Annotated in this window: 14 protein-coding genes; 6 read left to right on the top strand and 8 right to left on the bottom strand. The window is 61.4% G+C overall.

Annotated features, from left to right (window positions below; all coding sequences use genetic code 11):
* Window positions 1-9 precede the first annotated feature (9 nt).
* Both DSM107133_RS00070 and DSM107133_RS00065 read right to left on the bottom strand, forming a co-directional pair.
* Window positions 10-1,302, bottom strand: a complete 1,293-nt coding sequence (locus DSM107133_RS00070; protein ID WP_114291810.1) for a hypothetical protein — start codon at window positions 1,300-1,302, stop codon at window positions 10-12.
* 71 nt (window positions 1,303-1,373) lie between these two features.
* On the bottom strand, window positions 1,374-2,078 hold the full coding sequence (locus DSM107133_RS00065) for a uroporphyrinogen-III synthase (protein WP_114291809.1): 705 nt from the start codon (window positions 2,076-2,078) through the stop codon (window positions 1,374-1,376).
* Window positions 2,079-2,150: 72 nt separating this feature from the next.
* On the opposite strand from DSM107133_RS00065, the gene tsaD reads away from it, so the two are divergent.
* Genes tsaD through DSM107133_RS00040 form a run of 5 tightly spaced genes read left to right on the top strand, consistent with a single transcriptional unit; the run spans window position 2,151 to window position 5,320 of the window.
* Window positions 2,151-3,221: a tRNA (adenosine(37)-N6)-threonylcarbamoyltransferase complex transferase subunit TsaD gene (tsaD, locus tag DSM107133_RS00060; protein ID WP_114291808.1), complete on the top strand. Its 1,071-nt coding sequence runs from the start codon at window positions 2,151-2,153 to the stop codon at window positions 3,219-3,221.
* Window positions 3,218-4,180: an NAD(P)H-dependent glycerol-3-phosphate dehydrogenase gene (locus DSM107133_RS00055; RefSeq protein WP_114291807.1), complete on the top strand. Its 963-nt coding sequence runs from the start codon at window positions 3,218-3,220 to the stop codon at window positions 4,178-4,180. Before tsaD ends, DSM107133_RS00055 begins: the two co-directional genes overlap by 4 nt.
* A gap of 1 nt (window position 4,181) precedes the next feature.
* Window positions 4,182-4,454: a YciI family protein gene (locus DSM107133_RS00050; RefSeq protein ID WP_114291806.1), complete on the top strand. Its 273-nt coding sequence runs from the start codon at window positions 4,182-4,184 to the stop codon at window positions 4,452-4,454.
* Window positions 4,454-4,873, top strand: coding sequence for an EVE domain-containing protein (locus DSM107133_RS00045; protein WP_114291805.1), 420 nt, complete (start codon window positions 4,454-4,456; stop codon window positions 4,871-4,873). The genes DSM107133_RS00050 and DSM107133_RS00045 overlap by 1 nt, the downstream gene beginning before the upstream one ends.
* Window positions 4,874-4,921: 48 nt before the next feature.
* Window positions 4,922-5,320: a DUF1761 domain-containing protein gene (locus tag DSM107133_RS00040; protein ID WP_114291804.1), complete on the top strand. Its 399-nt coding sequence runs from the start codon at window positions 4,922-4,924 to the stop codon at window positions 5,318-5,320.
* Between the two features lie 51 nt (window positions 5,321-5,371).
* On the opposite strand, the gene DSM107133_RS00035 is transcribed toward DSM107133_RS00040, so the two are convergent.
* Window positions 5,372-5,713 carry a DUF2853 family protein gene (locus DSM107133_RS00035; protein ID WP_114291803.1) on the bottom strand — a complete coding sequence of 114 codons (342 nt, stop codon included), beginning with the start codon at window positions 5,711-5,713 and terminating at the stop codon, window positions 5,372-5,374.
* 221 nt (window positions 5,714-5,934) lie between these two features.
* Here DSM107133_RS00035 and mprF point away from each other — a divergent pair, with 221 nt between their 5' ends.
* On the top strand, window positions 5,935-8,544 hold the full coding sequence (gene mprF / locus DSM107133_RS00030; RefSeq protein WP_114291802.1) for a bifunctional lysylphosphatidylglycerol flippase/synthetase MprF: 2,610 nt from the start codon (window positions 5,935-5,937) through the stop codon (window positions 8,542-8,544).
* A 27-nt stretch (window positions 8,545-8,571) separates the two neighbouring features.
* On the opposite strand, the gene gyrB is transcribed toward mprF, so the two are convergent.
* The 5 genes from gyrB to dnaA all read right to left on the bottom strand — a co-directional run bounded on the left by gyrB (window position 8,572) and on the right by dnaA (window position 15,491).
* Window positions 8,572-10,989 carry a DNA topoisomerase (ATP-hydrolyzing) subunit B gene (gene gyrB, locus DSM107133_RS00025; protein WP_114291801.1) on the bottom strand — a complete coding sequence of 806 codons (2,418 nt, stop codon included), beginning with the start codon at window positions 10,987-10,989 and terminating at the stop codon, window positions 8,572-8,574.
* Between the two features lie 78 nt (window positions 10,990-11,067).
* A complete protein-coding gene (locus tag DSM107133_RS00020; RefSeq protein ID WP_114291800.1) occupies window positions 11,068-11,688 on the bottom strand; it encodes a LysE family translocator in 621 nt (206 codons plus the stop codon).
* Window positions 11,685-12,788 (bottom strand): DNA replication/repair protein RecF, encoded by a 1,104-nt coding sequence (gene recF, locus DSM107133_RS00015; RefSeq protein ID WP_114291799.1) that lies wholly within the window; start codon window positions 12,786-12,788, stop codon window positions 11,685-11,687. The genes DSM107133_RS00020 and recF overlap by 4 nt, the downstream gene beginning before the upstream one ends.
* Before the next feature lie 52 nt (window positions 12,789-12,840).
* Window positions 12,841-13,959 (bottom strand): DNA polymerase III subunit beta, encoded by a 1,119-nt coding sequence (gene dnaN, locus DSM107133_RS00010; RefSeq protein WP_114291798.1) that lies wholly within the window; start codon window positions 13,957-13,959, stop codon window positions 12,841-12,843.
* A gap of 179 nt (window positions 13,960-14,138) precedes the next feature.
* Window positions 14,139-15,491 (bottom strand): chromosomal replication initiator protein DnaA, encoded by a 1,353-nt coding sequence (gene dnaA / locus DSM107133_RS00005; RefSeq protein ID WP_114291797.1) that lies wholly within the window; start codon window positions 15,489-15,491, stop codon window positions 14,139-14,141.

Genomic DNA, 15,491 nt, shown 5'->3' with positions numbered 1-15,491 from the left:
CGGGTCCCCTCAGTTCGCGGCCAAACGCTGCATCAGCGTTTCGGCGGCATTCATGGCCTCAAGACGGGCGGTTGCGGCGTCCATCCAGGATTGCAGTTCGGCCTTGGCCGGATCGGGCAGGGTTTCGGCTTCTGCCAAAGCATCGCCAAGGTGCCCCTGACGTGTGGCCGCTTCGACCCGCGACAGAATCGCGTCGGGATCATTGCCCTCGCGTGGCTGTACCGACCTTGCGCCCAACTGACGTTTTAGAAAACCGCTAAACCCGCCGGCCGCGTCGGTTGCATTGGTGCGTGCCGCCGCGAGTGCCGCGCGGGCAGCATCGGGCAGGGTTTGTTGCAACTCGGACAAGGGCACAACGCCGGTTTCGGCAACGCTTTGCAATGCTGGCGGAATTTCAATGTCGCTGTTGGCGGCCACATCGGCCAGCGCGCTGTCAAAGGGTGCACCACTGTCCACGGCAGCAAGCACGCGCGTTACGGCGGCACGGGCCAACGTGTTGCCCGCAGCCGTTGCCGCCGTATTCTGCATCAACTGCGCGTCCTGCAACAGCTTGTCGATCTGCGCCTGTTGCTGGGCCATCTGGTCGGTCAGCGCTGTGACATCCGCGTTTCCAGTTGCATCTGCGGACGGCTGCGGCAGCCGCTCAAGACCCTCGACCCGGCTGGCCAGCTGTTCGACCGATGCGGCCAGGGCGTTCACCGCGTCAGAGCTGTCTTCGGGTGCGGCGGAAATCTGGCCACGCAGGTCTTCGATTTCGCCGCGCAACTGGCTGATGGTCTGCTCCATAGCCGCGAGGTCGGCAGTGGCTTGCGTATCTTCACCCGCGCTGCGCCAGCTTTGTGGCAGCATCGGGTCAAGTATCGGCGCCTTGCCCGCAACAAACCCAAGGCCGGCGGCCACGACACCGCCCAGCACCAGCGGCCAAAAGCGGCTGCCGCTCTGCTTGGGTTCGGCTGTCGGCACGATGGTCTGCGTGGGGGTCTGCGCAGGCGCGTCTGCGTCTGTTTCCGGTTCTGGCCGGTCGGTTGGTGTCTCTGTGTCGGAAATCTCTGGCGTGTCTGTCGCGTCGGGCTGCGGCGCGTCGGCAATCCCGGCCTCTGCACTTTCCGGTTCGGACAGAACAATCTCTTCATCCGGAGTGTCTTCGGCGGGCGCGTCTTCGGCTTTGGCGTCTTCTTCCGGCCCTTCCTCTTTTGGTGCCTCGGAAGACGGAGCGATTTCATCGTCTGGGTTCAGATCAACGGTGACCTTGTCTGTGTCTTCCGTTGGATCACCGCTCTTGGGAGACTTGGATTTCGCCACAATATTACCTTCCGATTCTCAGACGCGTCTGCACGCGCCGGTTCAAACTTAGCCGTCACCGTTGCAAGGCTTCAAGCCGATAGCACCCGCCTCAGCAGATTTTGCACCACCTCAACCATCGCTTCCCTGTCCGGCCTTTGTGCGATTTGCACGGCCAAATGGTTCAATGCAGCACAGTTTGCAGCGGTCGCCGTGCTGATTGCCCCCAGATACAGCGGGGCAGAGACCACCGCACATCGACTGAAATGTAGCGCGCTGCGTGGAGAAAAAAGAGGCACAATGACAGGATTCTCCCCACCCAGCCTGTTTTTTGCAATATCGCTCAGCGGTAACAGCCGCTGGTCATAAACCGCGACGCTGTCGGCATTCAGTGCGGCGGCGCGCAATTGGTCCGCCACATTGCCGCGTGTGTGCGTGCCTGAAAAATGCACCAGCCGCCCTTTGGGGTGCTGCGCGATCAGGGCGGCGATCAGGGTTGCGGCATCTTGTCCGGCTTGCTGCGCCCGCCAGCCGGCCTGACGCGCGGCCTGGGTTGTTGCATGGCCCAGACAATAAGCGCGCCGACCCAGCGCTTGCGGTCCATGGGCGACACCATGCGCCGAGGTGAAAATCGCCACGTCGCAAACGGGCATGTCTGTAGCCAGCGGGGCAATATCCATCAGCGGAGAGATGATCACCTCGCAGCATTGCGTGACCACATCGGGCAGGGCCGCGACAAAGGCGCGCGATCCGGCGTCGGGGCGGGTCATCAAAAGCGTGATCCGGTGCCGTGACATGCTGCGCTCTGGTTGTTTGAAGGATGTTCAGGTGTTACCTCGGAGCGGAACAATGCGCAACGGACACGCATCATGAACAACGATCTGACGGTGCTGGGCATCGAAAGCAGCTGCGACGACACGGCGGCGGCTGTGTTGCGGGGGCGGCAGGTGCTGTCGTCGGTGGTGCTGGGGCAAACCAGCCTGCACGCGGATTTCGGCGGGGTGGTGCCCGAGATCGCGGCGCGCGCCCATGCGGAGAAGCTGGATGGCGTGGTGCGGCAGGCATTGGCCGAAGCAGAGACTAACATAGAGGATATTGACGCAATCGCGGTGACGGCCGGGCCGGGTCTGATTGGTGGCGTGGTCTCTGGTGTGATGCTGGCCAAGGGGTTGGCGGCGGCGCTGGATGTTCCGATGTATGGTGTGAATCATCTTGCGGGCCACGCGCTGACACCGCGCCTGACGGACGCGGTGGCCTATCCTTACCTGATGCTGTTGGTGTCGGGCGGGCACTGCCAGTTTCTGCTGGTGTCGGGACCGGATGAATTTCGCCGTCTGGGCGGCACAATCGACGATGCGCCGGGCGAGGCGTTCGACAAGGTGGCCCGCCTGATCGGCCTGCCACAACCCGGCGGGCCGTCGATTGAACGCGCAGCGATGGGCGGCGATGCAAAACGCTTTGCCTTGCCGCGTCCGCTGCTGGATCGCGACGGCTGCGATATGTCGTTCTCTGGCCTGAAAACCGCAACACTGCGCACCCGTGACAAGGTGATTGCCCAAAAAGGTGGGCTGACCGAGCAGGATCAGGCCGACCTGTCCGCCGGATTTCAGTCTGCCGTGGCAGATGTTCTGGAAGAAAAGTGCCGACGTGCCTTGGTGGCCAGTGGTCCGGTCAAAGCGTTGTGTGTTGCCGGCGGAGTGGCCGCAAACCAGACCGTTCGGGCAGCGTTAGAGACTGTTTCAAGCGCAAACGGGATCCCGTTTGTCGCGCCGCCGCTGGCCTTGTGTACCGACAATGCGGCGATGATCGCCTATGCCGCCATCGAACAGATGCAAAACCGCGCACCCGATGGCATGGACTTGTCGCCGCGGCCCAGAATGCCGCTGGACACCACCAGTCAGGCGATGTTGGGCAGCGGCAAGAAAGGGGCCAAGGCATGAGTGTTTCGGTTCTTGGGGCAGGTGCCTTTGGCACTGCGCTGGCGATTTCGCTCGCGCAAAAGGGTCAGGTCACACTGTGGGCGCGCAACCCCGATCATGTGGCTGACATGCAGGCCAGCCGCACCAACTCGGCGCGGTTGCCGGATGTTGAATTTCCTCAAAACCTGTCTCTAACATGGGATATCAAGCAGGCTTTGGCCGCAGATGTGATCTTGCTTGCGGTCCCGATGCAGCGGTTGGCGGGGTTTCTGGCGGACCACATTCCCGCCAACAGCACCGCCAATCTGGTCGCCTGCTGCAAGGGCTTCGAGGTGTCGACGGGGCGCGGACCGGTCACGGTGATCCGTGACACCATTCCGAAGGCCACCGCCGCGATCCTGACCGGGCCCAGCTTTGCCGCCGATATTGCCCGTGGTCTGCCCACTGCCTTGACACTTGCCTGTGCGGATGACGGTGCCGGAAAGACACTACAACAGGCTCTAACAACGAAAAATATGCGGCTTTATCGCACCACGGACACCAAAGGGGCCGAGCTGGGCGGGGCGCTGAAGAACGTCATCGCCATCGCCTGTGGCGTCGCCATTGGTGCGGGACTGGGCCAAAGCGCGCGCGCCGCACTGATGACACGGGGATTTTCGGAAATGACACGCCTTGCACAGCATTTGGGCGCGGAAACTGCCACACTGGCCGGTCTGTCCGGCTTTGGCGACCTGGTGCTGACCTGTACGTCTGAACAGTCGCGCAACTACCGGCTGGGCCTGTCGCTGGGGGCCGGAAACAGCTTTGATGCGTCTACCACGGTCGAAGGTGCCGCCACAGCGCGTGCGATTGTACAGATGACGCAGGCCAGCGGTGTTGATATGCCTATCACGCAGACTGTCGCCCGCCTGCTGGATGGCGCGGCCGACGTTCCCACATCTATGGCGACCCTGTTGTCGCGCCCACTGAAGGAAGAATGACATGTTGATCGCTTTGATTGCCACAGACAAACCCGGTGCGCTGGATGTGCGCAAGGCCAATCGGGACAACCACCTGGCCTATATCGAGAAAACCGGTGTGGTTGCGCAGGCCGGCCCGCTTTTGGACGGCAATGGCGAGATGGCCGGATCGCTGGTGATCCTGTCCGTGGACAGCATGGCAGATGCGCAGCTTTGGGCCGACAACGATCCTTATGCGCAGGCCGGTCTGTTCGCCGACGTCAAGCTGATCGAATGGAAAAAGGTTATCGGTTGATGGCCTACTGGCTTTTCAAATCGGAGCCATCCACCTGGGGCTGGGACGACCAGCAGGCCAAGGGCGCTGCGGGCGAGGAATGGGACGGCGTGCGCAACTATCAGGCGCGCAATTTCATGCGCGAGATGAGGTTGGGCGATCTGGGGTTCTTTTATCACTCGCGAACCGAAAAGGCTGTGGTGGGCGTGGTCGAAGTGATTGCCGAAGCACACCCCGACAGCAGCACCGACGACGCCCGTTGGGAATGCGTGGACATTAAGGCGGTTAAATCCGTGAAAACGCCGGTAACGCTGGATATGATCAAGGCCGATGGCCGTCTGGACGACATGATGCTGGTGCGCAATTCGCGGCTGTCGGTACAGCCGGTCACGGATGAAGAATGGCAGATCGTCTGCGGGCTTGCCGGAATTGATCCCTGAGGGCTATGCTTTCTGCGAGATGACCGGCAGGGAACAAAGGAGTTCTGGATGGGTGTTCTTTCTGTAATTGTCGCGGGCGCTGCGGCGTGGATTTTTGGTGCGGTGTGGTACATGGCGCTTTCCAAACCGTGGATGGCCGCCGTTGGCATCAAAGCGGGGCCGGATGGCAAACCCGAGGGCAACGGCTCGGCCTTGCCGTTCATCCTGTCGGCCATTGCGATGGTCTTGGTCGCGGGCATGATGCGCCATATCTTCGCCCTGTCGGGCATTGATACGCTGGCCAAGGGGCTGGTGTCCGGTCTGGGTGTGGGACTGTTTTTCATCAGCCCGTGGATCATGATCAACAACGCCTATCCGGGGCGACCGTTCAAGTTGACGCTGATTGACGGCGGCTATGCCACCTTTGGTTGCGCCATCATCGGCGTCGTGTTGACCCTGTTCACCTGAATACAAAAGGCCCGCGTGATGCGGGCCTGAAACAGTCTCTGACAAGGGCAATCAGCCGTAAACGCTGTCTTTGCCAAAATGTTTGGTCAGCATGTAATAGACCACGGCGCGGTATTTGTTGCGCTCGGACTGGCCATAGGTGGCAAGCACGCTGTTGATCGCTTCCATCAGCTGCGGACCATCTGCCAGCCCCAGCTTTTTGATCAGGAAATTCTCTTTGACGGTTTCCAGCTCGGCTGGCTGTGTTGCAGCGACCGTAGAGGCATCGGCGTTGTAAATCGCCGGTCCACAGCCGATGGTGACCTTGGTCAACAGGTCCATATCCGGCGTCATACCGCATTTGTTTTTCAGATCATCCGCGTATTGCGCGATCAGGTCGTCACGTTTGCCCATATTCAATCTCCCACCTTGGACTTGGCCGCAAATTCCGGCCTTGGTGGGAATCCTACGGTCTATCGGTGCCGCTACAAAGGAAAAATTTTTACAATTTTCCCCCAAAGCGGGAGCGTGCCGACATCCCGCAATTACAAACTGCGCATTTAGGACCTGCGAACGGCTGTGTGTCCGGCTATATAGCGTGCAATCGACCCCGGATCAGAAAAGCAGATCGAGATATGAGCCAGGATAACAAAGGCACCGATATGACGGATCGCGAGACGGGCAGCCGCGCGCGCAGGCTGTTGCGCCAGCATGCTCCGCTGATCCTGACCGGCGTGCTGTTCATTGGCGGTGTTTATGCGCTGTATCATTTGCTGGCACCGCTCGACATGCGCGTGGTGCTGGCGCAACTGCGTGCAACACCGCCACATCTGATAGCCGGTGCGCTGGCGGCAACGGCGGTGGGGTATATCGCGCTGATCGGCTATGACTGGTCCGCGTTGCGCTATATCGGGAAAACCGCGCCTGCCAGTTCCATCGCGCTGGGCGGGTTTCTGGGGTATGCGCTGGGCAACACCATCGGGCTCAGCCTCGTGTCGGGTGGTGCCGTGCGCTATCGCATATATTCGGCTTTGGGGTTGGATGCCTATGATGTGGCTGCGATTTCCACCTTTGCGGCGATGTCTTTCGGGATCGGGTCGACACTGATCGGTCTGGGCGCGGTGGCGGTGCATCCCGCAGCGTTGCAGGTGCTGGTGAACATTGCCCCCGAAACGCTGCGGCTGATTGCCATCGGTTTGCTTGTGGTGTCGGTGATCGCGCTGGGCGTCATTTCGCAATGGGGCGGAACGTTCAGCTGGGGGGGGTTCAAGCTATCGGCGCCGCGGGGCAGGGACCTGCTGCGCCAACTGGCGATCACCGGCGTTGATATGGTCATGGCCGCGCTGGTTCTGCACCTGTTGCTGCCCACGGGTGCGCTGCCCTTTGCCAACATGCTGGCGGTCTTTGCCGTGGCGACGATGGTGGGCGTGGCCAGCCATGTGCCCGGCGGAATCGGGGTGTTTGAAAGCGTGGTCATCGCGGCCCTGCCCGCGACGGTTCCGGTGAACGATGCGGTGACCGCACTGTTGTTGTTCCGGCTGATCTATTTCCTGCTGCCCTTTGTTCTGGCGCTGCTGTTGTTGTCACTGACCGAGGTCTGGAGCGCCGCAGGTTCGCGGCTGCCGACCATTCCGGGACTTGCGCCGATGGTGTTGGCGGGCCGGTCGCTGATTCCCATGGCGACGGGGTTTCTGGTGCTGGCCTCGGGATTGTTCATGATGTTTGCGGGACTGATCCCCAACCCCACAGGCCGCGCCGAAGAGCTGGAAACCCTGCTGCCCCTGACCATGGTCGAAGGCGGGCCGCTGGTGTCTTCGATTATCGGGTCGTTGCTGGCGGTGCTGTCTGTGTCGGTGTTTCGCCGCTCCAGGCTGGCCTATTGGGCGGTTCTGGTGGCGTTGCTGGTCGGAGTTGTGGTTGCCGCACTCAAAACGCAGGATCTGGACCGGGTGATGGTTCTTGCGATGATGGCGTTGATCCTGTGGCCCTGCCGACGCGAATTCTACCGGCGTGCACGGCTGACGCAGGGGGTGCTGTCGGTGCGCTGGCTGGTGTTCACCCTGTCTACGCTGACTTCGCTGGGCCTGCTTTGGTATCTGGTTCATACAGACGACGCGGCGCGAGATTTGATGTGGTGGCAGGTTGCAGGCGATGGCCCGGCGGTGGCCGCATGGCGGGCGGCTCTGACCGCCGGTGTGATCCTGAGCGCGGCTTTGCTGTATTCCGGTTTTCGCGTGGCGCGGGTCAAGGCACCGCTGCCCGATGCCGCTGCATTCGAGGCCGCGCAGAGGATCATCAACACCTATGGCACCGGATCGGATGTAATCGCGCTGACCGGGGACAAGATGTTGATGTTTGGCCCCGCACAGCAATCCGTGCTGTCCTACGGGATCAAGGGCGGTTCGTGGATTGTCATGGGGGGACCGGTTGGCGCGCAAGAGGATGTCGAAGACCTGTCATGGGCGTTTCACGATGCGGCCCGCGCTGCCGGCGCGCGACCTGTGTTTTATGAAACTTCGGCCGCCTTTACCGAACAGGCCATCGACATGGGCCTGACCCTGCACAAAATGGGTGAGGAGGCCGTGGTGCCCTTGCCCGATTTCTCGCTGGAAGGCCCCGAACGCAAGAAGCTGCGCGCCAGCTGGAACCGCGCGCAACGCGACGGGCTGAGTGTGGAAATCGTTTCGCCCCCGCACGCGCCCGAACTGATCGCCACGCTGCAAAGCATATCTGACGACTGGATGGCCCAGCATGCCGCGCGCGAAAAACGGTTCTCGGTGGGGCGCTTTGATGAGGCCTGGCTGAACCGCACCCGCATTGCGCTGGTGCGTCTGAACGGCGAGATTTGCGCCTTTGGCAACCTGATGGAAGCCCCCCGCAGCAGCGCCGTTGACATGATGCGCCACCGTGCCGACGCGCCATCTGCCACGATGGAGTTTCTGTTTACCGAGCTGATGCTGCAACTGAAGGCTGAGGGTCGCGAAAGCTTCAGCCTTGGCATGGTGCCCTTTGCCGGCCTGTCCGGGCGACGGGGCGCAACCCTGTGGGCGCGGTTCGGCAGCCTGGTCTACAGCCACGGCGACCGCTTCTATAGCTTCGAGGGTTTGCGCAGGTTCAAATCCAAGTTCGATCCGGTCTGGCAGCCACGCTACTTCTGCTGCCGCTCGGCCCTGCCGCCCGTCGGCCCCCTGACCGACGCTGCCCGCCTGATCGCAGGCTCGGCGCGGGGGATTGTGGGGAAGTAGGGGCCAAATCGGCCCCTACAGGTTCAATCAGAAGTCCAGATTTTCCACATTCAGCGCGTTTTGCTGGATGAATTCGCGGCGCGGTTCGACCACGTCGCCCATCAGCTTGGTGAACAGGTTGTCTGCCTCGGCCATATCCTCGACGCGCACTTGCAGCAGGGTGCGTGCATCGGGGTCCAGCGTGGTTTCCCACAGCTGGTCGGGGTTCATTTCGCCCAGACCTTTGTAGCGTTGCAGCGACAGGCCCTTTTCACCTTCTGTCAGAATGGCATCCAGCAGGTTCATCGGCCCATAGATCATCTGGCTGCGGTCCTTGCGCACCAGCTGTGCGGGCAGGTTGTAGACATCCTGCAAATGCTGGGTGAACGTGCCGGTCTTGCGGGCTTCGCCACCGCGCAGGATGCGGCCATCCAGCGTGCGCACCTCTTCGACGCCGCGCAGAATGCGGGCCAGCCGCACGCCGTGGTCCTGCGTGATGCGCCCCTGCCAGCCTTTTTCGTATTCCAGCGCGATCAGGTTCAGCCGGTCGGCCACCTTGTCGGCCACACCTTGCAGGTCGCGTTCAACCGCGCCCTCGGCAAAGGCACCGGCAATCGCAGCCTGTTCCAGAATGTGACGCGGGTAATGCGTTGGAAAGGCTTCCAGAACGCGGCGCATCTGGCGGGCGTGGTCGACCACACGGGCCAGATCGGCGCCGCTGATTTCCTCGCCGTTGCCCTGTCGCAGCATGGCACCGTCAATGCCCTGATTGATCAGATAGTCTTCCATCGCGGCCTGATCTTTCAGGTACACTTCCGATTTGCCGCGCGACACTTTGTACAGCGGCGGTTGCGCGATATACAGATATCCGCGTTCGATCAGCTCGGGCATCTGGCGATAGAAGAACGTCAGCAACAGGGTACGAATGTGCGCCCCGTCCACGTCCGCATCGGTCATGATGACGATCTTGTGGTAGCGCAGCTTGTCGATGTTGAATTCGTCGCGGCCAATGCCGGTGCCCAGAGCCATCACAAGGTTGCCGATTTCCTGACTGCCCAGCATCCGGTCAAAGCGTGCGCGTTCCACGTTCAGGATTTTACCCTTTAGCGGCAAAATCGCCTGTGTCTGGCGGTCACGGCCTGTCTGGGCCGAACCTCCGGCGCTGTCACCCTCGACCAGGAAAACTTCGGTCTTGGACGGGTCTTTTTCCGAACAATCCTTAAGTTTGCCAGCCAAAAAGTTCACGTCCATCGCGCTTTTGCGCCGTGTCAGGTCACGCGCCTTGCGGGCGGCCTCGCGGGCGACGGCGGCTTCGATGATCTTGCCGACAATCACCTTGGCTTGCAGCGGGTTTTCTTCGAACCATTCGGCCAGTTTTTCGTTCACCAGACCCTCGACAGCGGGGCGCACTTCCGAGCTGACCAGCTTGTCCTTGGTTTGCGAGGAGAATTTCGGATCGGGCACCTTGACCGACAGCACACAGGTCAGACCTTCGCGTGCGTCGTCGCCGGTGAACGACACCTTTTCCTTTTTCGCAATCCCGCTGGACTGCGCATAGTTGTTGATCGTCCGCGTCAGTGCGCCACGAAAGCCCGCCATGTGGGTGCCGCCATCGCGCTGGGGGATGTTGTTGGTAAAGGGCAGGACGTTTTCGTGATAGCTGTCGTTCCACCACATCGCGACCTCGACACCGATGTCGTCGCGTTCGCCGCTGATAAAGATCGGCTCGGCCATGATCGAGGATTTCGACCGGTCGAGATATTTCACGAACTCGCGCACGCCGCCTTCGTAGAACAGTTCCGAGCGCAGGTGCTCTGCGGGCCGTTCGTCGGTCAGAATGATACGGACGCCCGAATTCAGGAACGCCAGTTCGCGCAGCCGCTTTTCCAGTGTGTCAAAATGGTATTCGAGGTTCGAAAAGGTGGTGGTTGATGCCAGGAACCGCACCTCGGTGCCGGTCTTGCCGTCCGAGGGGCCGACAACCTCAAGATGCTTGACCGTGTCGCCGCGCTCGAACCGCGCGATGTGCTCTTTGCCCTCGCGCCAGATGCGCAGCTCCAGCCAGTCGCTCAGCGCGTTTACAACAGAAACGCCCACGCCGTGCAAGCCGCCCGAAACCTTGTAGCTGTTGCTGTCGAATTTGCCGCCCGCGTGCAGCTGGGTCATGATGACCTCGGCGGCGGATACGCCTTCTTCTTCGTGGATGCCGACCGGAATGCCGCGCCCGTTGTCGCTGACCGAAACCGAGGAATCCTCGTGGATCGTGACGCTGACAGCATCGGCATGACCTGCCAGCGCCTCGTCAATGCCGTTGTCCACGACCTCGTAGACCATGTGGTGCAGACCCGACCCGTCGTCGGTGTCACCGATGTACATGCCAGGCCGTTTGCGGACAGCATCCAAGCCTTTGAGAACCTTGATGGAATCCGCGCCATACTCTTGTGGCGCCTGCTCGTTTTCGGACATGCCGTTTCACCCTATATTTTTTGTTATTTTATAGGGTTTTTGTACGGGGATGTCACGCGATCGAGACAAGTTTCTGGGTCACACAAAGGGGAGTACAAGGCCCACGAGAATCAGCAGCACACCGGCCCCGATATTGATCCGCCGCAGCGCCCCCGAAGTCGTGACAAAGCTGCGCACACGTCCCACAAATGCAGCCATCGTCAGGTTGCCAACAAGCGGTATCAAAACCGAAGCGCCGATGATCAGCGCGACGTCGATCCAGGTTATTGCACGCAGATCGAAAAAGCCGGGCAGCACGCCCATATAGAACAACACCGCCTTGGGGTTGCCCAGAATGGCAAGGATTCCGGCCAGAAATCCGGCCATCATGCCGGGGCGGGTCAGGCGGTTGTCTGCGCTGATGGCGGCGCCTGCGTGGCGGATCAGCATCGCGCCCATCACGATGAACACACCGCAGGCCACCCAGCGCAACACCAGCATGAAGGTGTCGAACACGGACAGGATCCACGCAATCCCCAGCACCGCGACCAGCGGCCAGACGATGTCGCCAATCGCCACGCCCAGTGCCAGCGGCCAGGCCGCGCGAAAGCCGCCCGACAAACCGCGCGCCATCAACGCCAGCCAGACCGGCCCCGGCGTCAGGAACAGGATCAGCAAAGCGCCGCAATACAGCAACAGATCAGACCAGTTCAGCGTCATGTCACGGCCTCTACTTTTGAAGCGCCCTCTGCCTCGGTCACATGCAAATACTGCGCCCGTGCGCCCAATGCGTCGAACAGGTTGCGGTCGGTGCCTGTCATCCAGGCCTGTGCGCCCAGGGCAACAATTTCGTCGTACAGCGCCGCGCGCCTGTCCGCGTCCAGATGGGCCGCAACCTCGTCCAGCAGCAACAGCGGCGGCGCGCCAAAGCTTTGGGCCAGCGCCCGTGCATTGGCAAGGATCAGCGACACCAACAGCGCCTTTTGCTCTCCGGTGGAACAGTCGCGGGCGGGCACATCCTTGGCCGCATAGGTGCCGATCAGATCGGCGCGGTGCGGCCCGATCAGCGTGCGCCCTGCAGCCAGATCGCGTTTGCGCCCCTCGGCCAGCGCCGTGCGCAGATCATCCTCGGAGGGGGGCAGGGGCGCATCCGCATGTACCAGCTCAAGGTCGGCGGTGGGAAAGGCCGTCTGCGCATCCTGCTGGGCGCTGTGCAGCTGGGCCAGCGTGGTCAGCCGGTTGGCATGGATCGCCGCCCCAGCCTGCGCCATCTGTGCCTCAAGCGCGCCGTACCACGCCGGATCACGCACCATGTCTTTCAACAGCCGGTTGCGTTCGCGCATCGCCTTTTCATAGGCCAGTGACAGATCGGCATGGCCGGGTTCGAAACTCAGCGTCATCCGGTCCAGGAACCGCCGACGCCCTTCCGCGCCCTCGATCCACAGCCGGTCCATCGCGGGGATCAGCCACAGCACCCGTGCCACCCGTCCCAGCGCCACTTGCGCGGCTGCCTTACCGTCAATCCGCACCTGACGCGCGCCGCCGGCCTCGGAGACGATGTCGATCTCGTGCACCTGCCGCAGCGAGGTCAGCACGCCGCTGATCTTCCACCCCAGCGCCTCGGGCCTGCGGGTCATGTCCTCGGCGCTGGACCGGCGCAAACCGCGACCGGGCGAAAACAGCGACACCGCCTCAAGAATGTTGGTCTTGCCCGCGCCATTGGGGCCAAACAGCGCCACGGGGCGCGGATCCACAGCGATCCGCGCCATCCGGTGCGATCTGAAATGCGAAATCGTCAATGCAGAAAGGGACAGCTTCACAACTGTCCCTTTCTTTTGGCCTTAAATATCCCCGCCGGAGGCAAGAAAACTCTTAAACGCGCATCGGCATGACGACGTAGACCGCCGACATGTCATTGCCTTCACGCATCAAGGTCGGATCGCCCGACGAGTTGAACATGAACACGGCGTTTTCGCGGTCCACCTGACTGGCAATCTCCAGCAGGTATTTGGCGTTGAACCCGATTTCCAGCCGCTCGTCATTGTACGACACGGCCAGTTCTTCTTCGGCGGCACCGCTGTCGGGCGCGTTGACCGAAAGGATCAGCCGGTCTTCGTCCAGTTGCAGCTTGACCGCGCGCGAACGCTCGGACGACACGGTCGCCACACGGTCCACGGCGCGGGCAAAGTCGCTGGCGTCCACTTCCAGTTTGCGGGTATTGCCCTGTGGAATAACGCGGGTGTAGTCGGGGAAGGTCCCGTCGATCACCTTGGATGTCAGTGTGATCTCCGGCGTGGCAAAGCGCACCTTGGTTTCCGAGACCGAAACGGCAATTTTCATCTCGTCATCGTCCAGCAGCTTGCGCAGTTCGCCCACGGTCTTGCGGGGCACGATCACGCCCGGCATCTCGTCGGCCCCTGCGGGCAGGTCGGTGTCGATCCGTGCCAGGCGGTGACCGTCTGTGGCCACACAGCGCAGCACTTTGCCGTCTTCGCCGGTGGCGACGTGCATGTAGACACCGTTCAGGTAATACCGCGTCTCTTCGGTCGAAATGGCGAATTTGGATTTGTCGAACAGACGGCGCAGCTTGGCCGCGTCAATCGAGAAATTCGACGCATACTCAGACGAGGCCATGACCGGGAAGTCTTCCTTGGGCAGGGTCGCCAGCGAAAAGTTCGACCGGCCCGCTTCAACCGTCAGGCGGCCTGCGGCGGCATCGGCGGTCAGGGTGACCAGCGCGCCATCGGGCAGTTTGCGCACGATTTCATGCAAGGTGGTGGCCGACACGGTGGTGGCGCCAGCGCGCTCGACTTGTGCGGGGGCCTTGTCCACGACTTCGATATCCAGATCGGTGGCGCGGAACATCACGTCAGCGCCTTCGGCCTCGATCAGCACATTGGCAAGGATCGGAATGGTGTTGCGGCGTTCGACAACCGACTGGGCCTGGCTCACGGCTTTGAGCAACGCGGCCCGTTCAATACTGATTTTCATCTGTCCCTCTCCAATCGGACCACCGGGAGGGGCAAACTACCCTATACCGGCGTATTCTCAACCTTTTTGTTTGTTGTCGACCGGATTGACAGAAGGGTCAAGCGCGGCAGGTGAATTGCGCGCCCTACAAACGCAAACGGCACCCGAAAAGGGTGCCGTGTGGTACAGGTGACGCAGGTTTACGCTTCGAGCGCGCGGCGCAGCAGTTCCAGATCCTCGGCGATCTGACCATCCTGCACTTTCAGCTCTTCGATGCGGCGCACGCCGTGCATGACGGTGGTGTGGTCGCGCCCCCCGAACCGGCGCCCGATCTCGGGCAGCGACCGGCTGGTCAGATGTTTGGACAGGTACATGGCCACCTGACGCGGACGCGCATAGCTGCGCAGGCGTTTGGGGCCGATCATGTCCGACAGGCGGATGTTGTAATGCTCGGACACGCGGCGCTGGATCTCTTCGATGGTGATCTTGCGTTCGGACGCACGCAGCACGTCGGCCAGACAGTCCTGCGTCAGGTCCATGTCGATCTCGCGGCCCACGAGCGAGGCAAAGGCGAACAGACGGGTCAGCGCCCCTTCAAGCACACGCACGTTGGTCGAAATGCGGTGGGCCAGGAATTCCAGCACGCCGGGGGCGATGGACAGGTCGGGGTAGTTCTTGCTTTGCTGTTCGACCTTGCTTTGCAGGATGCCCAGCCGCAGTTCGTAATCTGTGGGGTGCAAATCGACGACCAGGCCACATTGCAGGCGCGATTTCACACGATCCTCAAGATCCTTGATCTCGCCGGGGGCACGGTCTGCCGAAATGATGATCTGGCGATTCTGGTCGACCAGCGCGTTGAAGGTGTGAAAGAATTCTTCCTGGGTCGAATCCTTGCCGGCGATGAATTGCACGTCATCCACCATCAGCACGTCGACGTTGCGGAAGATTTCCTTGAAATCCATCATCTTGCGGTCGCGCAGCGCCTGCACGAACCGGTACATGAACTGTTCGGCGGACAGATACAGCACGGACAGGTCGGGGCGCGTCTGTTGCAGTTCCCACGCGATGGCATGCATCAGGTGGGTTTTGCCCAGACCGACGCCACCATACAGAAACAGCGGGTTGAACGTGACGGGGCCACCTTCGGCCACGCGCTTGGCAGCGGCGTGGGCCAGTTCGTTGGGTTTGCCCACGACAAAACTGTCAAAGGTAAAGCGACGGTCCAGCGGCGCGGTGTTCAGGGCCGAAGACGGGGCGGGTCTGGGCGCGGCAGCAGGTTTGGCGGGCATCGAACGCGGCTTTTCCGACATATTGGCGGCAACGGTGAAATTCAGCCGGTTGATGCTGGAATTTTCATTGCGCAGCTCATGCAGAATCAGATCGGCAAAATTCTGGCTGACATAGTTGCCCATAAAGTTGGTGGGCACATTGAATGTGGCAATTCCGTCTTCCAACTGATGGAATTCCAGCGGTTCAATCCAGGTTGTAAAGTTGTTCTGTCCGACGGTTTTGAGCAGCCGTTGTCTCAGCTGTCCCCATTTTTCTTGTGTCAT

This window comes from Pseudosulfitobacter sp. DSM 107133, assembly GCF_022788695.1.
Classification (GTDB): Bacteria; Pseudomonadota; Alphaproteobacteria; order Rhodobacterales; family Rhodobacteraceae; genus Pseudosulfitobacter.
The sequence above is the reverse complement of the archived record's forward strand: the minus strand, read 5'-3'. Positions and strand labels throughout refer to the sequence as shown.